The organism is Streptomyces iakyrus (genome assembly GCF_000717055.1).
GTDB lineage: Bacteria > Actinomycetota > Actinomycetes > Streptomycetales > Streptomycetaceae > Streptomyces > Streptomyces iakyrus.
On the sequence record NZ_JNXI01000005.1, the window covers coordinates 205,283 to 228,653 of the forward strand.

Below are 23,371 nucleotides of genomic sequence, written 5' to 3' on the forward strand. Positions count from 1 at the left end.
GCGGGGCCTTTGCCCACATGGGATGAGTGGAGATGGCGGGAATCGAACCCGCGTCCAACGGTGCAGAACCAGGGCTTCTCCGTGTGCAGTTCGCTGCGATTTTCTCGGCCCCGGCGATCACGCGAACAAGTCGCCGACGGGCCCAGTCACTGTTTGATTTCCCATCGAACCCCGTGACCGGGCTCGATGGTTTAGTTCCCTAGCTTATGCCAGGATCCGGGTCGGGAACACTCCCGGGCTGACACCCATTTAGGGTCCTTCAGTCACTGCTTATCAGGCAGCGAGGGCGAAGGACTGGGAATCGCGCTTGGTATTGGCGATTATTTTTTGCGACATATGGTTTACGAGATCATTGCCGCTTCCTCGACACGCTTCCCCTGCCTCGACAGCCGCTGTCGAAACCGATCATCCCCATGTTGTGTTGACAATCCCCTCCGGAGAGGGGCGCGCACCCGCTGTGGGGTGCAGGCACCATCGTACGTGACCAACGCAGGTCGGTGCCAGCGTATTCCCTACGCCCCGCGCTGCCTCCGCTTCACCGCCGCGATCGCGCGGTCGGTCTCCCGGCGGTCCTGCTTCTCCCGCAGCGCCTGACGCTTGTCGTACTCCTTCTTGCCCTTCGCCAGCGCGATCTCGACCTTGGCCCGGCCGTCCTTGAAGTACAGCGCGAGCGGCACGATGGTGTGGCCCGTCTCCCCCGACTTCGACTCCAGCTTGTCGATCTCGGCGCGGTGCAGCAGCAGCTTCCGCTTGCGCCGGGCGCTGTGGTTGGTCCACGTGCCCTGGCTGTACTCCGGCACGTGCACGTTGTGCAGCCACGCCTCGTTCCCGTCGAGCTGCACGAAGCCGTCGACCAGCGACGCCCGTCCCTGGCGCAGGGACTTCACCTCGGTCCCGGTGAGGACCAGGCCGGCCTCGTAGGTGTCGATGACGAGGTAGTCGTGCCGCGCCTTCTTGTTCTGCGCGATCAGCTTGCGCCCTTTTTCCTTAGCCATAGTGCCGACCATTTTCGCACTACGGAGGGGCTATGCGGAAAGTCGATTACGAGGAGCTCGCGAGGCCGCGCAGTACGGCCTGGGCCCGGGGGAGGGCGTCCTCGCCGGTCTCCAGGTCGGGCGTGATGCCCCGGCCGTCGACCCCGCGGCCGGAGGGGGTGCGGTAGTGCCCGACGGTCAGCTCCGCGACGGAGCCGTCGGGCAGCTCGCTCGGCATCTGGACCGAGCCCTTGCCGAAGGTGCGGGAGCCCACCACGAGCGCCCGCCCGCGGTCCTGTACGGCGCCGGTGAGGAGCTCGGCCGCGCTCATCGTCCCGCCGTCGACGAGCGCGACCAGGGGTCTCGTGGTGTCCCCGCCGGGCTCGGCATGCAGGGCGCGCTGCTGGCCGTCGACGTCGTACGTGGCGACCAGGCCGCCGTCGAGGAAGGCGGAGGCGGCGGTCACGGCCTCACCGACCAGGCCCCCGGGGTTGCCGCGCAGGTCGAGGACGATTCCGGCGCCGGGCGGGGACTGCCTTACGGCTTCGCGGACCTGGTGGCCGGAGTCCTTGGTGAAGGTGGCGACCTTGATCACGGTCACCCGGCCGTCGAGTTCCCGGACGGTCACCGCGTCCGTGGAGAGCCGGGCCCGGCGCAGGGTTTCGGTCCACGCGCGGTCGCCGCGCTCCAGGCCGAGGCGGACGGCGGTGCCGGCGGGGGCGTCGGTGGCGTCCCCGCGCAGTAAGGAGACGACCTCCGTGACGGGCCGGCCGTCGGTCTTCTCGCCGTCGACGCTGCGCAGCAGGTCCCCGGGGCGGATCCCGGCGGTGGCGGCGGGCGAACCGGCGCGCACCCTCGTCACCTCGATACGGCCGTCCCGCTCGCTGCGGGCCCACAGGCCGACGCCGGTGTACTGGCCGTCGAGGGACTCCTCGAACTCCTCGTACTCGCCCCGGGAGTAGACGGCGGCCCAGCGGTCGCCGCTGCGGCTGACGGCGCGCTTCGCGGCCTGGACCGGGGACTTGCCGTCGGCCATGGCCTCTTCTGCGGCCCGGGCGACGTCCGCGTGACGCCCGGCCGGTCCGGCCGAACGGGCCTCGTCCGGGGCGGACTTCGCCTGGCTCTGCGGCAATGCCCCCGTGGCCGCGCCGGCGACGAGCACGCTCGCGAACACCAACGTCAGGGCGGCCCCGCGACGGATGCGACGGGGCTGACAGAACGGGTCACGACCTGACATGCCGGTGAGTCTAGGACAAGCGGAAGGGCCGTACGGTCGGTTGACCGCACGGCCCCTCTTGGCATGCGTCACACCTTCAAGTACTTGCGCAGCGCGAAGAACGCGGCCAACGCGGGCATCAGAAGGCTCGTCGCGAGGATGAGCGGGAGCTTGGTGAGGACGGCGTCCCAGCCGATGAAGTTGATCAGTGTCAGCTGGTCGGCCAGGGCGAGTCCGTGGTCGATGAGGAAGTACCTGGCGAGCAGCAGGAAGCCGCACGCGAGGGTGCCGCCGATGAGCCCGGCGACCGCGGCCTCCATGATGAACGGCGCCTGGATGTAGAAGCCGGAGGCACCGACCAGCCGCATGATGCCCGTCTCACGCCGGCGGCTGAACGCGGAGACGCGCACGGTGTTGACGATCAGCATCAGCGCGACGACCAGCATCAGGGCCATCACCGCGCGGGCGGCCCAGTTCATGCCGTTCAGCAGCTTGAAGAGGTTGTCCAGGATGCCCTTCTGGTCCTGCACGGACTGCACGCCGTCCCGGCCGTTGAAGGCGGTGGCGATGACCTGGTACTTCTCCGGGTCCTTCAGCTTGATGCGGTACGACTCCTGCATCTGGTCCGGCGTGAGGGAGCTGGCGAGCGGGGAGTCGCCGAACTGCTCCTTGTAGTGCTTGTACGCCTGGTCCTGCGTCTCGTACGTGACCGCCTGGACGACGTCCATCTTGTCGAGGTCGGCCTTGATCTGCTTCTTCTGGTCGTCGGTCACCGCACCCTTGGCGCAGTTGGGGTCGGACTCGGCGTCGCTCTTGTTGCAGAGGAAGATCGAGACGTTGACCTTGTCGTACCAGTAGCCCTTCATCGTGTTGACCTGGTCGCTCATCAGGAGCGACCCGCCGAACAGGGCGAGCGACAGGGCGACGGAGACGACGACGGCGAAGGTCATCGTCAGGTTGCGGCGGAGACCGACACCGATCTCCGACAGGACGAACTGGGCGCGCATGGCGACTGGTTATGCCTTTCCGTGGATCTCGGGTGCGGTATCAGTGCTGGTAGCCGTAGACACCGCGGGCCTGGTCGCGGACGAGGCGGCCCTTCTCCAGTTCGATGACGCGCTTGCGCATCTGGTCCACGATGTTCTGGTCGTGCGTGGCCATCACCACGGTCGTGCCCGTCCGGTTGATGCGGTCGAGCAGCTTCATGATGCCGACGGAGGTCTGCGGGTCGAGGTTGCCGGTGGGCTCGTCGGCGATGAGCAGCTTGGGCCGGTTGACGAAGGCCCGTGCGATGGCGACGCGCTGCTGTTCACCACCGGACAGCTCGCCGGGCATCCGGTCCTCCTTGCCGCCGAGGCCGACGAGGTCGAGCACCTGGGGCACGGACTTGCGGATCTCGCCGCGGGACTTGCCGATGACCTCCTGCGCGAAGGCGACGTTCTCGCCGACCGTCTTGTTCGGCAGCAGCCGGAAGTCCTGGAACACCGTCCCCAGCTGGCGCCGCATCTGCGGCACCTTCCAGTTGGAGAGGCGGGCGAGGTCCTTGCCCAGAACGTGCACCTGTCCGTGGCTGCACCGCTCCTCGCGGAGGATCAGCCGCAGGAAGGTGGACTTTCCGGAGCCGGAGGACCCCACGAGGAAGACGAACTCGCCCTTCTCGACCTCCAGGGAGACATCCCTGAGGGCGGGGCGGGTCTGCTTGGGGTAGACCTTGGAGACATTGTCGAATCGGATCACGGATGCACCACGGGTCGCCGGGGGTAGATGAGCGTGACCATACGCGACCCGGGTAGGGCATCGCAGTCACCGACCGTGGTTGCGCCATGGATGTGCCGTTTTGTGCCGAGCCCGGAGGGGCGCGGGGAGACTGTGCGAGCAACCGCAGAAAATGCTCAGCCGCGCGACGGCCGCCGGAACCTGGCAAAGTGGAGGGGGAACATTCCCACCCCCACGGACGTTGGACACGTGGAACCGGCGCAAGGAGGGCAAGCGCATGACGTACGACCGGCTGGTGTGCGCGAACTGCGCGTCCCCCGTGAACGAGGGCCGCTGCGCCGTGTGCCGCGCGAACCGTGAGCGGATGCAGCAGGAGAACTTCTTCGCGGGCATGAATCCGATGGCTCTGATCGCACTGCTGACGGTGCTGATCGCCGCGGTGGCCCTGCTGGCGCACCAGACCGCTTAAGGCGGTAGGCAGCCCCCCTCCCAGGCATGGCCGAGGGCCCGGAGCGTTTCGCTCCGGGCCCTCGGTGGTGTCACTGTGCGTACGGTCCGTACGGCTGCGGCTACCGTCAGGCGGCAGCGCCGCCGCGGCCGCCCGCGAGGCGGGGCAGCAGACGGAAGCCGACACCGCCGGCGATCATCGTGGCGGCGCCGATCACCAGGAAGGTGGTCTGCGCGGCACCCGTCTCGGCGAGCTCCTGGCCGTTGCCCTGGGCCTGGGCCTGCGAGGCCGGGGTGGAGTCCGAGCCGATCTCGGTGAGGGAGGAGGAGCCCTCCTCCTGCGGCGAGGTGCCGCCGTCGGGGTCGGCGTTGTTGCCGTCGCCGATGCTGCCACCGTTGCCGTTGCCGTTGCCGTTGCCGCCGCCGTTCCCGTTGCCCGGGTCGGACGGGACGTCGGTCGGGTCCTCGGTGGGCTCGGTGGGCTCGTCGGTGGGCTCGGTCGGCTCGTCCGTGGGCTCCTCGGTCGACGGCGGGTCCGTCGGGAGGTCCGTGGGCGGGTCCGTCGGGAGGTCCGTCGGCGGGTCCGTCGGGAGCTCGGTCGGCGGGTCCGTCGGGTCCTCGTCGCCGGCGCTCACGCCGACGCCGACACTGGTGTCGCCGAGGCCGACGCTCACGCCCAGGTCGAGAGCGGATGCCGCACCGGCGGCGGTCAGCGAGGCGCCGGCGGCGATCACGGCACCGGCCGCTATCCGCGCGACACGGATCCGCGTCTTCTTCGTCATGTGGTTGCTACCCCCAGTAGCTCATCGTCATTAGGCAGCGCTCGGGGCTGTGCTCGACGGGGACAACTGCGGTGAAAGGCGCCCCGGTTCACATGCGCCCCAGAGACACGCATGCCGCGCTTTACCCTTCCCATTTTTCAAGAACACGTCAAGGCCGTTTGCGGCCGCCATGTCCAACTACGGGGGCTATGCCGGGAGTCTGAGGGCGTGAGTGTGATGTAAAACCCGGACATGGGGTACGGAAAAGGCAACTGCCGCCTCTATGGCGGCAGTTGCCTTATCGACAAACTTACTTCTCCTGCTGCTTGCGCCAGCGAATTCCGGCCTCGATGAAGCCGTCGATCTCGCCGTTGAACACCGCCTCGGGGTTGCCGACCTCAAACTCGGTGCGCAGGTCCTTGACCATCTGGTACGGGTGCAGGACGTAAGAACGCATCTGGTTGCCCCAGGAACTGCCGCCGTCCTTGAGGGCGTCCATCTTGGCCCGCTCCTCCTGGCGCTGCCGCTCCAGCAGCTTCGCCTGGAGCACGTTCATGGCGGTCGCCTTGTTCTGGATCTGCGACCGCTCGTTCTGACAGGAGACGACGATGCCGGTGGGGAGGTGGGTCAGCCGCACCGCGGAGTCGGTGGTGTTGACGCCCTGGCCGCCGGGGCCGGACGAGCGGTACACGTCCACGCGCAGTTCGGACTCGTCGATCTCGATGTGGTCGGTCTGCTCGACCACGGGCAGGATCTCGACGCCCGCGAAGGACGTCTGCCGCCGGCCCTGGTTGTCGAAGGGCGAGATGCGCACGAGCCGGTGCGTGCCCTGCTCGACGGAGAGCGTGCCGTACGCGTAGGGCGCCTGGACGGCGAAGGTGGTCGACTTGATGCCGGCCTCTTCCGCGTACGAGGTCTCGTAGATCTCGGTCTTGTAGCCGCGCTGCTCGGCCCAGCGCAAGTACATGCGCTGGAGCTTCTCGGCGAAGTCGGCGGCGTCGACGCCACCGGCCTCGGCGCGGATGTTCACCAGGGCCTCACGGGAGTCGTACTCGCCGGAGAGGAGGGTGCGGACCTCCATCTCGTCCAGCGCCTTCTTCACGGCGGTGAGCTCGGACTCGGCCTCGGCGCGGGTGTCCGGGTCGTCCTCCTCCTCGGCCATCTCGAAGAGGACGCCCAGGTCGTCGATGCGACCGCGCAGGGCCTCGGCCTTGCGCACCTCGGCCTGGAGGTGGGACAGCTTGCTGGTGATCTTCTGCGCCTCATCGGGGTTGTCCCAGAGGGACGGCACGGCCGCCTGCTCCTCGAGCACGGCGATGTCTGCCCTCATCTTGTCGAGGTCCAGAACGGCCTCGATCGACTCCATGGTCGAGGAGAGGGACTTGAGCTCTTCGGATACGTCGACGACTGCCACGCCCTCCAGCGTAACGGCTCCGCCCGGCGGCCATGCCCGGGCGGCCCGGACCAGGAGCGCCGGGGCGCCCGGGCGGTCATCCGTGCTGGGGGCGAGAGGACCCCGGCGTCCCGCGACGGCCTGCCCGGCAGGCTGCGGGCCCGACGGCGAACCGGCCGCGCGCCGCGGGAAGAGCCGACGCCCGGCCACCGAACCGGCCGGCGCGCTGTGGTCCGCGGCGCGCCGGGGCCGTCCGGGGGCGGAGCATCCGTGTCCCGCGGCGGCTCCTGCGGCACATCGCCCCGGGACCCTGGGCGGACGGCGGCTCAGGGGGTCTGCGGGGCGGAGTTCTTCGTGTCCTGGGGAGGTGCGCCGCCGTCGTCGTCCGACGTGGTCAGCCAGGCGCCGACGCCGATCGCCGCCGCGAGGGCGACCGCGCCCGCTCCCAGAGCCACCCGGCGGCGCCGGGCCGCGGCGCGGTTGCGGGCCGAGCCGGGGCGGGGGGTGCCCGCGGTGCGCGGGGCCCGGGCCGTGCCGTGGGCACCCCCGGCCAGCTCGTCGGGGGCGGGGACGCGCATCGAGGTGTGGGTGTCGCGGTTGGAGTCGGCCGGCTTCGCGCCCGGCACCAGCGGGACCGCGCCCCGCCGCCGGATCCGCTCCGGGGCCGGTCCGGCGGGCTGTTCCTCGCGGTCGGAGTCCTCGGCGGACTCGGTGTCCGGCTCGTCGACCTCCAGCGGGGGCATGCCCGCCAGCAGCGGCAGCAGCTCGCGCAGCCGGGCGCCGAGCTCCGAGGCCCGCAGCCGCGAGGCCGGGGCCTTGGCCAGGCACTGCACCAGCAGTTGCCACAGCTCATCCGGGATGCCGGGCAGCGGGACGACGGTCTCCGTGACGTGCCGGCGCAGGACCGCGCCGGGGTGGCCGCCGCCGAAGGGGGTGAAGCCCGCCAGCAGCTCGTACAGGACGGTGGCGAGCGCGTAGATGTCGACGGACGCGCGCGGGGGCAGGCCCTCGACGATCTCCGGGGCGAGGTAGTCCGGAGTGCCGATGATCTTCGTGGCCTTGGTACGGCGCGGGGTGTCGATGAGCTTCGCCACGCCGAAGTCGGTCAGCAGCGCGCGGTGCGAGCCGCCTGGGCCGAGCGGGCCCTGCATGTCGAGGAGGACGTTCTCCGGTTTGACGTCACGGTGCACGACGCCGGCGGCGTGCGCGGCCGCCAGTCCGTCGGCGACGTCGGCCGCGATGGCGACGGCCGCCTCCGGGGCCAGGCGCCGGTCACGGTCGAGGCGGGTGCGCAGGTCCGTGCCGCGGACGAGGTCCATGACGAGCGCCAGGTCGTTGCCGTCGACGACCAGGTCGCGCACCGAGACGACGTGCGGGTGCTCCAGGCCGAGCAGCGCGGTGCGCTCCTGCACGAAGCGCCCGACGAGTTCCTGGTCGGACGCCAGGTCCTCGCGCAGCAGCTTGATGGCGACAGGGCCTTCCGGCCCCTCGCCCAGCCACACCGTGCCGGCGCTGCCCCGCCCCAGGATCTGGTGGGCGGTGTACCGGCTGCCGATCTTCCGTGCCAAGGCTGCTCCTACCGACGCGTGTTGTCGCTAAAACTACGCGGCCGGAGAGCCAACCTTCACCGTGGTAGCCGAAATCACCCACCGGGTGTCGACAAATCACCAACCCCGCGGGGTGGTTCCGGTCAGTTCGTGCCTGAACCGCCCCCGCCGAGCTTCTCGAACCAGCCGGTCACGGTGCCGAACCAGTCGGTGAGCTGGTCCCAGTAGCCCTTGGTGGTGCCGATCCAGTCCTGGAGCGGGCTCAGTTCCCAGATCAGCCAGCCCGCGACGAACAGGATGACGATCGTGAAGAGGCAGCCCTTCAGGCAGCCGAGGCCGGGAATCCGCATCGGGTTGGCGCTGCGCTGCCGCGGCTGCCGGGGTTCGCGCTGCGGCTGCTGGGGCTGCTGGGGCTGGGGCGGCGGCGCGGGCGGGGCGTAGCGCTGCGGCGGCTGGGGCCGCTGGGGCTGCGGGGCGTACTGCTGGGGTTGCTGCTGCTGCGGGTGGCCGTAGCCGGGGCCGGGCGGGGGTGCCTGGCGGCGCGGGGGCTGCTGCTGGGGCCGGGCCACCTGGCGCTGGGGGCGGCGGCGCAGCGGGTCCTGGCCGGGGTCGAGGTACTGGACCTGCGTCTGCTCGTTGCGGTCACGGGCCGCCCGCAGCTGGTTCTGCCAGGGGTGCGGGTCCTCGGGGCCGCCCTGCTGCCCCTGCTGACCGGGGTGGCCGGGCGAGCCCGGCGGGACCGGCGGCATGACGGCGGTCGGGTCGGCCGCGCCCCGGTGGTTCATGACGGCGGTGGGGTCGGCGGCGCCGGCGGGGCCGCCGGTGTGCGGCATGACGCTGGTCGCGGCGTTCGGGTCGTACGAGCCGGCGCCCTGCGGGAGGACCTGCGTCGGGTCGGCCGCGCCGGGCGTGTCCGGCACCGGCGCGGGGGCCGGGTCGGGCACGAGGAGCATGCCGACGCCCTCGGCGGCGGCGATCTGCGCGGAGTTCGCGTGCACCCCGATGCCCTCGGCGACGACACGCAGGCCGCGGGCGAGGTTCACGGCGCTGGGCCGCTCGTCGGGGTTCTTGCGCAGGCAGCGCTCGATGACCGTCCACAGCGGGTCGGGGACGGTGGACGGGCGGCGCGGCTCGGCGCTCAGGTGCTGGTGCAGCACTTCCAGGGCGGAGCCGCCGGAGAACGGCGGGCGGCCGGTGACCAGCTCGTACAGCAGGATGCCGGCGCCGTAGATGTCGACGGCGGAGGTCTGCGGACGGCCCTCGGCGGACTCGGGGGCGACGTAGGCGGGCGTGCCGACGAACTCCTGGGTGCGGGTCAGCCCCGGGGAGTCGGCCAGGCGGGCGATGCCGAAGTCGGTCAGCAGCGGGTGCATCTGCCCGTCGTACTGCTGGAGCAGGACGTTGGCCGGCTTGAGGTCGCGGTGCACGACGCCGTCGGCATGGCTGGCGGCGAGCGCGTCGGCGATCTGGGCGGTGAGCAGGGTCGCGGCGACCGGGGTGAACGGCCCGTTCTCGCGGAGGTAGCGGTGCAGGTCGGGACCCTCGACGAGGTCCATGACCAGCGCCAGCAGCTCACCCTCGACCACCAGGTCGCGGACCCGGACGATGTTCGGGTGGGTCAGCCGGAGCAGGACGGAGCGCTCACGGAGGAACCGCATGACGATGTCCGGATCGCCGGCCAGCTCCTCCTTGAGGACCTTGATCGCGACGGTCTCGCCGGGCTGCCCCGGCACGGCCGCCTCGGCGCCCGCGGTCTCGCGCTGGCGGGCTCGCCAGACGGTGCCCGTGGCGCCGCGTCCGAGCGGCTCCTCGAGCAAGTACTTGCTGCCTACCGGCCGCACGTCATGCGCTCCCTGGTGCTTGCCTTGCCTGCTGGCCTGTCCGACCCACTGTAGTGCCGGGGGACCGAGGACCGGAGTGTCGTCTTTCTGTGGGTCTTACGTAGCGGCCCTCACACTCGTTCGAAGGAAAGACGCTCACCTCGGTCTTGTGGTTGCCGGGAACGAACGTGACTGATCTCAAGAGGTCGCCTGTGGGTCATCTCTCAGGCACTTTTGCGGGCAGAGCCGACCAATCAAGATCACCTTTTCCGGAGCGAGGGGCGCGCTGTCAGTGGCAGGTGCGAGGATGCTGGCAGTACTGGCCGACGTGCTGGGGCGGGGTGGGGGACTCCGCGCCCGGGCAGAAGGGACCGCTGACGGCGATGCAGATCCGGCTGACCGTCGTAGATCCGCTGGGCCCGTCGGCGCCGGCGCTGGACCGCGCCCCGCGCAGCGACGTACTGGTCACCGCCCCCGCCGGTACGGCGCTCGCCGCGGTGGCGTCGGCGCTCGTCCAGGTGGTCTCAGGCGGTGACGGCTCGGGCACGCCCGTGCTGTACGCCGGGGAGCAGCGGCTGGACGCGCAGCGCTGCACGCTGGGCGAGCCCCCGCTGACCGACGGTGCCGTGCTGTCCGTCGGCACGCCCGGCGAGCCGGAGCCGCACCCCGAGCTGGACGACGCCCCGGCCCAGCTCCAGGTCGTGGCCGGCCCCGACGCCGGCGGCGTCCATCTGCTGCACGGCGGCGAGATCCGCATCGGCCGCTCCGCCGACGCCGACGTGCCGCTCGACGACCCGGACGTCTCCCGGCTGCACTGCGCGGTGACGGTGGGTGCGGACGGCCGCGTCGCGGTCGCCGACCTGGACTCCACGAACGGCACGACGGTGAACGGCGCGCGGGTCGGCACCCGGGTGGTCCCTTTCGCGCCGGGTGCGCTGCTGCGGATCGGCGAGTCGGCGCTGCGGCTGGTCCCGGCCGGGGGGCCGGGGGGCCGGGTGGAGACGACGCCGGACGGCGAGGGACACGTGCGCGTGGCCGCCCCCGCCGGGGAGGGAGAGGTGTCCCCCTCCTCCCCTTCCGTGGCGGATCCGGGGCCGGCCGGCCCTTCGGGTCCCACGCATCACGCCTACGGCTCGGCGGCCTGGGGCACGCCCAGTGCCTCCGGGCGCGGCTCGGCTGATCCGGCCGTGGTGCCGGGGCAGGGCGGGGCGCCGCGGATCGAGAGCGGGGGTGCGGGGGCGGCGTCCGAGGCGCCGCGGCAGTGGGAGCAGGGCAGCGGTGCCCGGCCGGGGGGCAGCGGTGCCCGTCTTGCCGGCAGCGGGAGTGAAGCCCTGTCGGGTGACCGCCGGAGCGAGGTGCCGCCCCCGGGCAGCCGGGGTGACGCGCCCTCCGGAAGCGAGGTGCCGCCGCCGGGCACGGGGGACGCTGCCCGCGCGGGGGGCCACCGGCGCGACGTGCCGCCCCCGGGCAGTCGGAGCGAGGACCCCTTCGGGAGCCGCCGGAGTGAGGTGCCCGCCCCGGGCCACCGGGGAGAAACACCGTCCGGGAGCTACCGGAACGACATGGCCACCGCGGACGGCAGGGGCGAAGCCCCGTCGGGTGACCGCCGGAGTGAGGTGCCCGCCCGGGGCGGCCGTGACGATGCGTCCTCGGCGGGCCGCCGGAGTGACGTGCCGGCGCCGGGCTCGGGCGGCGCTGCCCGCGCGGGGGACCGCCGGAGCGACCTGCCCACCGGATACGGCCAGGGCGAAGCCCCCTCCGGCAGCCACCGAGACGACACGCTCACCGTGGGCAATTGGGGCGAGGCCCCCTCAGGCGACCGCCGGAACGAGGTGCCGCACCCGGGCAGCCGAGGCGAAGCCCCCTCAGGCGACCGCCGGAGCAAGGCACCGCACCCGGACAGCCGGGGCGAAGCCCCCTCCGCGAACCGCCGGAACGACGTATCAACCCCGGACAACCGAAGCGAAGCCCCCTCCGGCAGCCGTCGGAGCGAGGTCCCCTACCCGGGCCCGGGGGGCGCGGCCCATGCGGGGGACGGCTGGAGTGAGGTGCCGCCCGGGGGCACCGGAAGCGGGGCCCGTCGGCAGACGGGCGGCGGAGGATCACGGCCCGGGCCCGCCGGGGCCGAGCAGACCTCCTCCGGAACGCACGGAACGCGTACCCGGCAGCACGGCACCGCTCACGGTTCCACACCCCCGGCCTCTCCCGGAGCCCCGGCCGACGCCGTACGGCAGCGCGATGCGGGGCGGCCCCCGAGCGGCGGCGGAGACACGCACGCGGGTCGTTCCGGCGCCACGGCGTACGACACCGGTCGGGCGGACGGAGCCGGCCCGCACCCCTGGGGCGAGGACGGGCCTGCCGCTCCCCCCAGTACCGACGACCCGGCCCTGGCGGACCAGCGTGCCGGGCGCGGGCGCAAAGGCACTCCCCTGCGCGGCACCGACGTACCCCCGGGTACCCGCAAGCGCGGCGGGCTCGGGGCATGGGCCCGGCGGCTGGCCGGAGGGCGTGGTGAGCAGGCGGCGGAGCCGCGCGAGGCGTACGAGGACGCTCCGGCCGCCGTGGTGGCGGAGCAGCACCCGGTCGTCGTGCCGGCCGCGCCGGAGACCTGGCCGGACCCGGCCACACTGCTGCTCACGGCCCTGGGGCCCGGGCCCCGGCTGTGGGAGCGCGGCCCCGGCCACCCGGAGGCGCTCGCCGTGCGCCTCGGTACGGCCGACCGGGCGGCGCCCGACGGCTCGGGCCTGCTGCCCGCCGTCCCCGTGACCGCCGGGCTGCGCGAGGTCGGCGCACTGGGACTGGCGGGACCGCGGGCGCGGCTGGCCGGCCTGACGCGGGCCGTGCTGGCCCAGCTCACCGCGCTGCACTCGCCGGACACGCTGGAGGTCGTCCTGATCGCCGCGGACCGCTCCCGCCCTCTTGAGGAGCGCACCGCCGAGTGGTCCTGGCTGGGCTGGCTGCCGCACGTGCGCCCGGGGCACGGGCAGGACTGCCGGCTGCTGCTGGCCCTCGACCGCGAGCAGGCCGCAGCCCGCACCGACGAACTCACACGCCGCCTGGAGGACCACCTGGCGGACGCGGCCACGGGGTGCGGCGCACAGCCCACCGGTGCCGTCCCCTCCCCCGCCGGGACCGTCCCGGCCCCCCGCCGCCCCTCGTGGGTGCAGGACGACGCCTCCGGTACCGACGCGACAGCCGGTTTCCCCGGTCCGTACACGGTCGTGGTCGTCGACGGCGACCCCGGCGGCGCCGACCTGCGCGCAGCGGTCGCGCGGCTGGCGCTGGAGGGCCCCCGGGCCGGGATACACGTGGTCTGCCTGGCCGAGACGGCCGCCGCCTCCCCGGCCTCGCCGGTGACGGAGACGTACGAGGCGGCCTGTTCGGTGGCGCCGACGTTCCGGCAGTGCGGCGCGGTCGCACTGCTCAGCGGGGACGTGGCGACGGCCCTGCGGCTGATGCGGGTGGCCCGGGCCGGCGGTGACGGCACACCGGCCGGGCCGGTCGGGCACGGCACCATCGCCACCGTCGACGCCGTCTCCCCGGCCTGGGCCGAGCGGTTCGCGCGGGCGCTGGCGCCGCTGCGGACGGACGGGCCGGCGAGCGAGCGCCAGCCGCGCGTCTCCGCACCGCTGCCGCAGGCGGCCCGCCTGCTGGACGAGCTGGGCCTGGCCCGGGCCACCCCGGCGTCGCTGATGGCGCGCTGGGCGGACGCGGCCGACGACGCCGACGCGCTGGGCGGGCGGGTGCGTGCGGTGCTGGGCGCCGGCCCGCGCGGGCCGGTCTGCGCGGACCTCGCGGTCCACGGGCCGCATCTGCTGATCGAGGGCCCGCCGGGCAGCGGCCGTACGGAGCTGCTGCGGGCGATCGTCGCGTCGCTGGCCGCCGCCGAGCGGCCGGACCGCCTCGGCATCGTGCTGGTCGACGGCCGGGGCGGCCCGGGCGGCGGGCACGGCGAGGGCCTGCGGGTGTGTACGGACGTACCGCACGTCACCACGCTGCTCATGGCCCACGACCCGGTCCGGATGCGGGAGTTCGCGCAGTCCCTGAGCGCCGAGCTGAAGCGGCGTGCCGAGCTGCTCGGGCGCTCCGACTTCGCCGAATGGCACACCGGGCGCGAGCTGTCGGGCCGTATGGTCGCCCAGCGCACGGCTGCGGGCCGGGGCGGTGCCCAGGCCGAGGCGGCCGCGGCGGCAGGGTCCGGCGACCTCGACTCGCCGGCCAGTTCCACCATTCGGCTGCGGCCCGGAGCGGCCCGGCGGCAGACGGAGGCGGCCGCGCCCCCGCTTCCCCGGCTCGTCGTGGTCGTCGACGACCTGGACGCGCTGGTCTCCCCGGCGCTCGGCTCGACCGGCCGGCCCGCCGCCGGGTCGGTGATGCGGGCGCTGGAGGCCGTGGCCAAGGAGGGCGAGCGGCTCGGCGTCCATCTGGTGGCGGCCACCGGCCCGTGCCCCCGGACGGCGGAGACGGAACCGGCGCGCCGGGCCACGCTGCGTGTCGCGCTCGACGCCCCGGCCCCAGGCCCGGAGGAGCCCGCGCCCGGGCGGGGCAGGCTGACCGGTGCGGACGGGCGGGTCACCCCGTTCCAGGGCGGCCGGGTCACCGGCCGGATCCCCCGGACGGCGACGCTGCGCCCCACGGTCGTCCCCCTGGAATGGCACCGCATGGGTGACCCTCCGGCCCGGCGTCCGGTGCGGGAACTCGGAAACGGCCCGACCGACCTGGCACTGTTGGCCAGCGCGCTGGAAAGGGCGGCGCGGGAGGTCGCGGCGGCGAAGGTGCCGTCGCTGCTGTAGCCGGAGACTGCTGCCGGCCCCACCCCGGCGTCATGGGCCGCGGCCCTGGTCACGAGGGAGTCACGATCCCCCGCTTGACAGCCGACGCCATCTTGCCGCCCCCGCACACCCGGGCGTAGACCAGATCGCACGGGAGCGCGCTCGACGTTCGACGAGGAACGAAGAACGGGGCAGTCATGCGCATGACGAGCAGCACCATCCGGACACGCTGGTCGCCCAAGCGGGACACGGCGACCCCCCAGCACCGCAGAGCCGCCAGGACGGCGGCCGCCGTCGCCGCGGGAGCCCTGGCGCTCTCGCTGTCCGCCTGCGGAAGCAGCGACGACGGCAGCGGTGGAAGCACGGGCGACACCGACCAGACCACCAACGACGTCACCCTTCCGAAGCTGGACGGGACGAGCCTGGAGGTCGCCGCCGTGTGGAGCGGCACCGAACAGGCCAACTTCAAGAAGGTCCTGCAGGAGTTCGAGAAGCGCACGGGCGCCAAGGTCACGTTCGTGCCCGCGCAGGACCCGATCATCAACTTCATCGGTTCCAAGGTGGCCGGCGGGCAGCCGCCGGACATCGCGATGCTGCCGCAGCCCGGCGCCATCAAGCAGGCCGTCGACAAGGGCTGGGCCAAGCCGCTGGGCTCCGAGGCCGCCAAGGAGCTCGGCGAGAACTACTCGCAGGGCTGGCAGGACATCGGCAAGGTGGGCGGCAAACAGTACGGCGTCTACTACAAGGCCGCCAACAAGTCCCTGATCTGGTACAACAACCAGGTCTTCGAGAACGCCGGGGCGAGTGAGCCCGAGACCTGGCCGGATCTGCTCAACACCGCGCAGACGGTCTTCGACTCCGGCGTCACCCCGTTCTCCGTCGGCGGCGCCGAGGGCTGGACGCTGACCGACTGGTTCGAGAACGTGTACCTCTCCCAGGCCGGGCCGGAGAAGTACGACCAGCTGGCCAAGCACGAGATCAAGTGGACGGACCCGTCCGTGAAGGACGCGCTGACCACGCTCGCGCAGGTCTGGGGCAAGCCGGACTGGATCGCGGGCGGGGCGAACGGGGCGTTGCAGACCGACTTCCCGGCGTCCGTCACCCAGGTGTTCACCGGCGGGGACCAGCCCAAGGCCGCCATGGTGGCCGCCGGCGACTTCGCGCAGGTCAACATCCCCTCCGGTATGAAGATCGGCACGGACGCGAAGGTGTTCCCGTTCCCCGCGGTCGGTGACAACGGACCGGTGGTCTCGGGCGGCGACGCGGCCGTGATCCTGGAGGACTCGAAGGGGTCGCAGGCCCTGGCCACCTGGCTCGCCTCCCCGGACGCGGCGTCGATCCAGGCCAAGCTGGGCGGGTACCTCTCGCCCAACAAGAACGTGCCGAACTCCGACTATCCGAACGCGGTGCAGCAGAAGATCGCCAAGGCGCTCATCGACGCCGGTGACGACTTCCGCTTCGACATGTCCGACCAGGCCCCGCAGGCCTTCGGCGGTACGCCCGGCAAGGGCGAGTGGAAGATCCTCCAGGACTTCCTGAAGAACCCGAAGGACATCGCGGGGACGCAGGCGAAGCTGGAGGCCGAAGCGGCAGCGGCCTACGGGAACTGACGTCATGACGTCGGTTCCGGCGGCAGGGGGCACCAAGCCCCCTGCCGCTCCCAAGTCGCGCAAGAGTGTGACCGGCACCCGCAGGACCGTCGCGGCGCTGTTCCTGCTGCCCGCGCTCGTCCTGCTCGGCGCGCTCGTGGTGTACCCGATCGGGTACTCGGTCGTACGCAGTTTCTACGACCAGTCCGGTGACGGCTTTGCCGGAATAGACAACTACCAGGCCCTCTTCACCGACGAGGGCATCCGCACCGCGCTGAAGAACAACATCATCTGGGTGGTGTTCGCGCCGACGGTCGCGACGGCGCTCGGCCTGATCTTCGCGGTGCTGACCGAACGGGTGCGCTGGGGTACGGCCTTCAAGCTGGTCGTCTTCATGCCGATGGCGATCTCGATGCTGGCGGCGGGCATCATCTTCCGCCTGGTGTACGACCAGGACCCGGACAAGGGCTTCGCGAACGCGGTGTGGGTGGGCGTGCACGACACGTTCTCCCAGGCGTCGGCGTTCCCGAAGGCCCACCCGGGCCGGGAGTCGCCGCTGAAACCGGCCGGCGGCGGCGCGTTCGTCACCACGTCGCCCGTCCGCACGGGCGAGGCGGTCTCGCTGCCCCTGGTGGGTGTGGCGCCCGACCTGATGCCCGACGGCGCGAAGACGGCCGTCGCGCCGAAGCCCGAGCCGGACAAGGTCACGGGCACGACCTGGCAGGACTTCACGCGCGGCAAGGGCGTCGGCACGCTCAACAGCGTCGACTCCTCCGAACTGGGTTATGCCGGGATGAAGATCGAGGCCGTGAAGGACGGCAGGGTGGTGGCGTCGGCGACGGCCGCCGACGACGGCACCTTCACGCTTCCGGCCTCGGCCGACGGGGCCCAGCTCCGGCTCCCCGCGAGCAACTTCAAGGAGCCCTACAACGGCCTGGACTGGCTCGGCCCGTCCCTGGTCACCCCGGCCATCATCGGCTCGTACATCTGGATGTGGGCGGGCTTCGCGATGGTGCTGATCGCGGCCGGGCTCGCGAGCGTGCCCCGGGAACTGCTGGAGGCGGCCCGGGTCGACGGCGCGAGTGAGTGGCAGGTGTTCAGACGGGTCACGGTGCCGCTGCTGGCGCCGGTCCTGGCGGTCGTCACCGTCACCCTGATGATCAACGTGCTGAAGATCTTCGACCTGGTCTTCATCATCGCCCCCGGCTCCTCCCAGGACGACGCCAACGTCCTCGCCCTGGAGCTGTACCGCAAGGGCTTCTCCGAGGACCAGCCGGGCATCGCCAGCGCCATCTCGGTGTTCCTGCTGCTGCTCGTGATCCCGGTGATGTGGTTCAACGTACGCAGGCTGCGGCGGGAGGTGCGGCGATGAAGGCGGCCCGGCCTTCCCTCGGCTGGGGGTCCGGGGGTTATCCCCCGGGAAGGCGCAGTAACGTACGCAGGCTGCGGCGGGAGGTGCGGCGATGAACGCCAAGCAGTCGCTGGGATCGCGGCTCGTCGAGGCGGTCGGCGGCGGGGTGCTGCGGGTCTTCCTCATCGTCGTCGGACTGTTCTGGCTGGTGCCGACGATCGGGCTGCTGCTGTCCAGCCTCCGTGCGCCGGAGGACATCTCGGCCAGCGGCTGGTGGAAGGTGTTCAGCGAGCCTTCGCAGATCACCTTCGACAGCTACGCGAAGCTGCTGGAGAACGACGACATCACCAGCTCCCTGCTGAACACGGTCTGGATCACCGTGCCGGCGACCCTGCTGGTCGTGATCATCGGCTCGCTGGCGGGCTACGCCTTCGCCTGGATGGAATTCCCGGGCCGGGACTGGTGGTTCCTCGGCGTGGTCGGTCTGCTGGTCGTGCCCGTGCAGGTGGCGCTGATCCCGATCGCCGAACTCTTCGGCACCATCGGCATCTTCGGCTCGGTGCTCGGCGTGGTGCTCTTCCACGTCGGTTTCGGTCTGCCGTTCGCGGTGTTCCTGCTGCGGAACTTCTTCGCGGAGATCCCGAGAGAACTGCTGGAGGCGGCACGGCTCGACGGGGCGGGCGAACTGCGCCTGTTCTTCCGTGTCGTCATGCCCCTCGGCGGTCCGGCGATCGCCGCACTCGGCATCTTCCAGTTCCTGTGGGTGTGGAACGACATGCTGGTCGCGCTGATCTTCTCGGACTCCGGGAGCCAGCCGATCACGGTCGCCCTCCAGACCCAGGTACGGCAGTTCGGCAACAACATCGACGTGCTGGCACCCGGCGCGTTCATCTCGATGGTGGTCCCGCTGGCCGTCTTCTTCGCGTTCCAGCGGCAGTTCGTGTCCGGCGTCATGGCGGGCGCGGTCAAGTAGCCCTCAGAACAGCGCAGTTGAAGGGGCGGGCCGGGGGCGGTCCGCCTCTTCCGCGTTCCCCCGGATGCCGTAGCCACCGTAACCAAGCCGGCCCAGCGGCCGTTCCCGGGCCGAACGCCCGCGCCGACCGATGGATGGCCTCTTGCCCAGGTTCAGTGTCATTGTCCCCGCGTACCAGGTTCAGGCGTACCTGCACGAGTGCCTCGAATCGGTGCTCTCCCAGTCCTGTCCCGATCTGGAACTGATCGTCGTCGACGACTGCTCGCCGGACGCGTGCGGCGCGATCATCGACGAGTTCGCCGCCCGCGACACGCGCGTGCGCCCCGTCCACCTGCCTCAGAACGTGGGCCTGGGCCGCGCGAGAAACGCCGGGGTGGCGCACGCGAGCGGCGACTACCTGCTGTTCCTCGACAGCGACGACACCCTCACACCCGACGCGCTGCGGTCGATCGCCGACCGGCTGAAGGAGACCGGCGAGCCGGACGTGCTGGTCTTCGACTACGCGCGCACCTACTGGACGGGTGAGGCGATCCGCAACCAGGCGGCCCTGCAGCTCACCGAGCAGGGCCCGGCGCCGTTCCGGCTGGAGGACCGGCCGGGGCTGCTGCGGCTGCTGATGGTCGCCTGGAACAAGGCCTACCGGCGGGAGTTCGTCGAGCGCGAGGGCTTCGTCTTCCCGCCCGGCGTCTACGAGGACACGCCGTGGACGTACCCGGTGCTGATGACCGCCGAGTCGATCGCGACCCTCGACCGGGTCTGCGTGCACTACCGGCAGCGGCGCCAGGGCAGCATCCTGCGCACCACCAGCGAGCGGCACTTCGACGTCTTCGAGCAGTACGACCGGGTCTTCGCGTTCCTCGACGAGCGCCCCGGGCTGGCCCAGTGGCGGCCGGTGCTGTTCCGCCGCATGGTGCACCACCTGGCGATCGTGTACTCCCGGCGGGACCGGCTGCCCCGGGATTCGCGCGCCGACTTCCTGCGCCGGGCCCGCGCCCACTACCGCCGCTACCGCACCCCCGGCGTGCCCGTCCCCCTGCGGTGCCGCATCCACCACGTCCTGATCCGCTTCGGCCTGCACCGCACCTACCGCACCCTCCAGCTGGCCTCCGCCCTGCACCGCGCCGCGGCGAGGACCGCCGGAACGCTGCTGCGGGGCCTGCGGTCGGCGGTCCTGCGCACCCACTACCGCGTGCAGCGCTGTCTGCCGCTGCGCGCCGACCGCGCCGTCTTCGCCGCCTACGACGGCCGCGGCCACGGCTGCAACCCGGGTGCGCTGGAGGCCGCGTTCCGCGAGCTCGCGCCGCACATCCGCACGGCGTGGATCGCCCGCCGCGAGCACCACCACACCATCCCGCCCGGCCCGCGCCGTCTCGTCCCCGGGACGGCCGCCTACTGGACGGCCCTCGCCCGCTCCCGCTACCTGGTCAGCAACACCGGCTTCGACGACGGGCTGGCCAAGCGCCGCGGGCAGGTCCTGATCCAGACCGGGCACGGCACCCCGCTCGGCCACCTCGGCCTCGACCTCCAGGAGCGTCCGGCGGCGGCCCGCGGCCGGGACTTCACGCGGCTGCTGAAGGACGTCGACCGCTGGGACTACGTGCTGTCCGCCAACCGCCACACCACGCTGACGAACGAGCGGGTCCACCCCGGCCGCTACACCACTCTGGAGTACGGCTACCCCCGCAACGACGTGTTCCGGACGGCGACCCCGGCGGACGTGGCCCGGCTGCGCGCCTCATTGGGCATCCCCCGCGGCTCGGTGGCGATCCTGTACGCGCCGACCCACCGCGACTACCGGCGCTCCCAGCGCCACGCCCTCGACCTCCAGCGGATCGTGCGCCGCCTCGGCCCGCGCTTCGTCGTCCTGGCCCGCGCCCACCACGCCTACGACGCCCCGCTGACCAGCACCTGCGGCCGGGTCGTCGACGTCTCCGGACACCCGAGCGTCGAGTCGCTCTGCCTGGCGTCGGACGCCCTGGTCACGGACTACTCGTCGCTGATGTTCGACTACGCCAACCTGGACCGGCCGATCGTGGTCCACGCCGACGACTGGGAGGCGTACGACGCGGCCCGCGGCACCTATTTCGACCTGCGTGACTTCCCGCCGGGCGCGGTCGCTCGCGGGGAGGACGAGCTGATCGACATCTTCGCCACGGGCCACTGGCGCGGCTCCCGCTCGGCCCAGCTGCGGGCTGCGTTCCGCGAGCGGTTCTGCACCTACGACGACGGCCGGGCCGCCGAGCGGGTGGTGCGCCGGGTCGTCCTCGGCGAGGCGGAGCTGCCGCCGGTCGTGCCGCTCGGCGAGCGCCGCCCGGTGCCCTCGGCGGCGGCCTCGCTGACGCGTGAACCGCTCACCACGGTGCCGTTGCCGGCCGGTCCGCACGCCGTCGCCGACAGCCTCTGACCACGGTTCTCACTCCGGGGAGTCCGCATGCCCTCCAGCCCGTCCCGGCCGGCACCCGGCCGGCCGTCCTCCTGGCGCCCGTCCGGGCGGCCGGGACGCCCGCGCGCCGGGTGAGACGGCCCGCCACCCCCCTGTGAAGACCGCCCCGGGCAGACCCCCGGGACAGACCGCCCCGGGCAGACCGCCCTCGACAGAAAGAGCAGAATGCCCCGCTTCAGCATCGTCGTCCCGTCCCATGGGGTCGCGGGCCGCCTGTCCCAGGCGCTGGACTCCGTCCTCGCCCAGTCGTTCGGCGACTTCGAGCTGATCCCGGTGTGCGACGCGCCCGACGCGCCGGCGGCGGGCGTCGTCACGGAGTACGCCGAGCGGGACTCCCGGGTGACGCCGGTGCACTCGCCGCCGTCGGACGGCCTGGCCGGGGCGCGCAACACCGGGCTGCGGGCGGCGGTCGGCGGCCATGTGCTATTCCTCGACGGCGACGACGTCCTGGTCCCGGGAGCGCTGGCGGCCCTGGACGCCCGGCTGGACGAGACCGGCGAGGTGGACGTCCTGTACTTCGAGCACGAGCGCACCCCCTGGTGGGAGGGCGAGCCGACCAATCCGGCCGCCCCCCTGCTGGTCAGGACGCCGGACGGGGCCTTCAGCCCCGGCCGTGCCCCCCTGCTCACGGGCGTGACGCTCCCGGCGTGGAGCGCGGTCTACCGCCGGGCCTTCCTCACCGAGCACAACATCGCCTTCCCCGGGGACCACTTCACCGATGTCGGCTTCGGCGGTCTGGTCGCCCTGCGGGCGGAGCGGGTGGCGGCCCTGCGCACGGTCGTCGTCCGGCACCTGCTGCGCCGGCAGGGCAACCGGCCGGCACTGCCCGGCGAACACCACGCCGAGCTGCTGGACCAGACCGAGCTGGTGCTGACGCGGGCCGTGGAAGCGGACCTGCCGGCGGACCGGCTCAAGCCGCTGTTCGAGCAGCTCTTCGCCGCCGTACTGAAGACGGCCGCCCACCCCCGGCGGCTGACGTCCGGACGACGGGCTTTCTTCCGGCGGGCGAGCACGCTGTACCGGCGCCACCGCCCCGACGGCTACCGGGCCCCCGGCGGCAGCCTCGGCGTCCAGCACCGGCTGCTGGCCTCGGGGTCGTACGCGGCGTTCCGCTCCCTGCGCGCCGCCCACCGGACGGCATCGCGGGCCGCCGCGCTGCTTCCCCGCCCGCGGGGCCTGCGCACCCGGCTGCGCTACGCGGCGGCCCTGCGCCTGCCGCTGGACCGGAACCTCGTCGTGTACTGCGCGTACTGGGGCCGCGGCTACGTCTGCAACCCGGCCGCGATCCACGCCAAGGCCCGCGAACTCGCGCCGCACCTGCGCGCGGTGTTCCTGGTGGAGCCGGACGCGGTGGGCAGCGTGCCGCCGGGCGTCGACTACGCGGTGATCGGCAGCCGGAAGTACTGGCAGGTGCTGGCCCGCGCCAAGTACCTCGTCAACAACGCCAACTTCGCCGACGCCGTGGTCAAGCGCCCCGGCAGCGTCCACCTCCAGACCCAGCACGGCACCCCGCTGAAGACGATGGGCGCCGACCAGGCGACGTACCCCGTGGTGGCCGCGGCGACCGGCAGTTTCGCCAAGCTGCTGGCCCGGGTGGACCGCTGGGACTACAACCTCACCTCCAACCGGCACTCCACCGAGATGTGGGAACGGGCCTTCCCGAGCACGCACGAGACCCTCGAGTACGGCTATCCGCGCAACGACGTCTACTGCACGGCGTCCGCCGAGGACGTCGCCCGCGTCCGCAAGGAACTGGGCGTCCCCGACGGCAAGAAGGCCCTGCTCTACGCGCCCACGCACCGCGACTACGCCACCGGCTTCGAGACGGGCCTGGACCTGGCGGAGTTCTGCGAGGCGATCGGCGACGAGTACGTGGTGCTGCTGCGCGCCCACTACTTCTACGACCGGGGGGCGAGCAGGGGCGGCGGGCGGATCATCGACGTCACCGGGCACCGCTCGTCGGAGGACGTGTGCCTGGCCGCGGACGGGCTGATCACGGACTACTCGTCGATCATGTTCGACTACGCCAACCTGGACCGGCCGATCGTCGTGTACGCCGACGACTGGGACGTCTACCGGGAGACGCGGGGCGTCTACTTCGACCTGATGGAGCTCCCGCCGGGCCGGGTCGCCCGGACTCCCGGAGAGCTGGCGGCCGTCTTCCGCGACGGCTCCTGGGCGGACGAGACCGCCACGTCCCTGCGGGCCGCCTTCCGGGAGCGCTTCTGCCAGTTCGACGACGGGCGGGCCGCCGAGCGCGTGGTGCGCAGGGTGCTGCTCGGGGAGCCGCCCGCGTCGATCCCGCCCGTGATCCCGCTCGCGGAGCGCGTCCCGGCCCCCGCCGCCACCCTCGTGAGGAGCTGACCGAA

General features: G+C 72.5%; 15 protein-coding genes and 1 other RNA gene. 7 read left to right on the plus strand and 9 right to left on the minus strand.

Going from position 1 to position 23,371, the window contains the following annotated elements:
- Positions 1-24 precede the first annotated feature (24 nt).
- The 5 genes from ssrA to ftsE all read right to left on the minus strand — a co-directional run bounded on the left by ssrA (position 25) and on the right by ftsE (position 3,927).
- Positions 25-413, minus strand: a transfer-messenger RNA (tmRNA) gene (gene ssrA, locus OO68_RS43450).
- Positions 414-512: 99 nt separating this feature from the next.
- Entirely contained in the window at positions 513-995 is a 483-nt protein-coding gene (gene smpB, locus OO68_RS11700; protein ID WP_033308214.1) for an SsrA-binding protein SmpB, read from the minus strand.
- Between the two features lie 46 nt (positions 996-1,041).
- Positions 1,042-2,211, minus strand: a complete 1,170-nt coding sequence (locus OO68_RS11705) for a S41 family peptidase (protein ID WP_167345883.1) — start codon at positions 2,209-2,211, stop codon at positions 1,042-1,044.
- A 68-nt stretch (positions 2,212-2,279) separates the two neighbouring features.
- On the minus strand, positions 2,280-3,197 hold the full coding sequence (gene ftsX / locus OO68_RS11710; RefSeq protein ID WP_033308216.1) for a permease-like cell division protein FtsX: 918 nt from the start codon (positions 3,195-3,197) through the stop codon (positions 2,280-2,282).
- Positions 3,198-3,237: 40 nt separating this feature from the next.
- Positions 3,238-3,927, minus strand: a complete 690-nt coding sequence (gene ftsE, locus OO68_RS11715; protein ID WP_003990615.1) for a cell division ATP-binding protein FtsE — start codon at positions 3,925-3,927, stop codon at positions 3,238-3,240.
- A 256-nt stretch (positions 3,928-4,183) separates the two neighbouring features.
- Between ftsE and OO68_RS11720 the strand changes: the two genes are divergently transcribed.
- Positions 4,184-4,375 carry a hypothetical protein gene (locus OO68_RS11720; RefSeq protein WP_033308217.1) on the plus strand — a complete coding sequence of 64 codons (192 nt, stop codon included), beginning with the start codon at positions 4,184-4,186 and terminating at the stop codon, positions 4,373-4,375.
- A 106-nt stretch (positions 4,376-4,481) separates the two neighbouring features.
- On the opposite strand, the gene OO68_RS11725 is transcribed toward OO68_RS11720, so the two are convergent.
- The 4 genes from OO68_RS11725 to OO68_RS11740 form a co-directional block, all read right to left on the minus strand.
- Positions 4,482-5,135, minus strand: coding sequence for a hypothetical protein (locus OO68_RS11725; protein ID WP_033308218.1), 654 nt, complete (start codon positions 5,133-5,135; stop codon positions 4,482-4,484).
- 289 nt (positions 5,136-5,424) lie between these two features.
- Complete coding sequence (gene prfB / locus OO68_RS11730; RefSeq protein WP_033308219.1) at positions 5,425-6,528, minus strand: peptide chain release factor 2; 1,104 nt, start codon at positions 6,526-6,528, stop codon at positions 5,425-5,427.
- Positions 6,529-6,833: 305 nt separating this feature from the next.
- Positions 6,834-8,075, minus strand: coding sequence for a serine/threonine-protein kinase (locus OO68_RS11735; protein WP_033308220.1), 1,242 nt, complete (start codon positions 8,073-8,075; stop codon positions 6,834-6,836).
- A gap of 122 nt (positions 8,076-8,197) precedes the next feature.
- Positions 8,198-9,895 carry a serine/threonine-protein kinase gene (locus tag OO68_RS11740; protein ID WP_033308221.1) on the minus strand — a complete coding sequence of 566 codons (1,698 nt, stop codon included), beginning with the start codon at positions 9,893-9,895 and terminating at the stop codon, positions 8,198-8,200.
- A 362-nt stretch (positions 9,896-10,257) separates the two neighbouring features.
- On the opposite strand from OO68_RS11740, the gene OO68_RS45375 reads away from it, so the two are divergent.
- From OO68_RS45375 to OO68_RS11770, 6 genes are all read left to right on the plus strand, one after another.
- Positions 10,258-14,667: an FtsK/SpoIIIE domain-containing protein gene (locus tag OO68_RS45375; protein ID WP_043458201.1), complete on the plus strand. Its 4,410-nt coding sequence runs from the start codon at positions 10,258-10,260 to the stop codon at positions 14,665-14,667.
- 176 nt (positions 14,668-14,843) lie between these two features.
- Positions 14,844-16,256: an ABC transporter substrate-binding protein gene (locus OO68_RS11750; protein WP_033308222.1), complete on the plus strand. Its 1,413-nt coding sequence runs from the start codon at positions 14,844-14,846 to the stop codon at positions 16,254-16,256.
- Between the two features lie 4 nt (positions 16,257-16,260).
- Complete coding sequence (locus OO68_RS11755; protein WP_033308223.1) at positions 16,261-17,607, plus strand: carbohydrate ABC transporter permease; 1,347 nt, start codon at positions 16,261-16,263, stop codon at positions 17,605-17,607.
- A gap of 91 nt (positions 17,608-17,698) precedes the next feature.
- On the plus strand, positions 17,699-18,559 hold the full coding sequence (locus OO68_RS11760; protein WP_033308224.1) for a carbohydrate ABC transporter permease: 861 nt from the start codon (positions 17,699-17,701) through the stop codon (positions 18,557-18,559).
- A gap of 142 nt (positions 18,560-18,701) precedes the next feature.
- The gene (locus OO68_RS11765) at positions 18,702-20,963 is read left to right on the plus strand and encodes a bifunctional glycosyltransferase/CDP-glycerol:glycerophosphate glycerophosphotransferase (protein WP_033308225.1); all 2,262 of its coding nucleotides are present in this window, start codon (positions 18,702-18,704) and stop codon (positions 20,961-20,963) included.
- A gap of 204 nt (positions 20,964-21,167) precedes the next feature.
- Positions 21,168-23,366, plus strand: a complete 2,199-nt coding sequence (locus tag OO68_RS11770; RefSeq protein WP_033308226.1) for a bifunctional glycosyltransferase/CDP-glycerol:glycerophosphate glycerophosphotransferase — start codon at positions 21,168-21,170, stop codon at positions 23,364-23,366.
- The last annotated feature ends 5 nt before the right edge of the window (positions 23,367-23,371 follow it).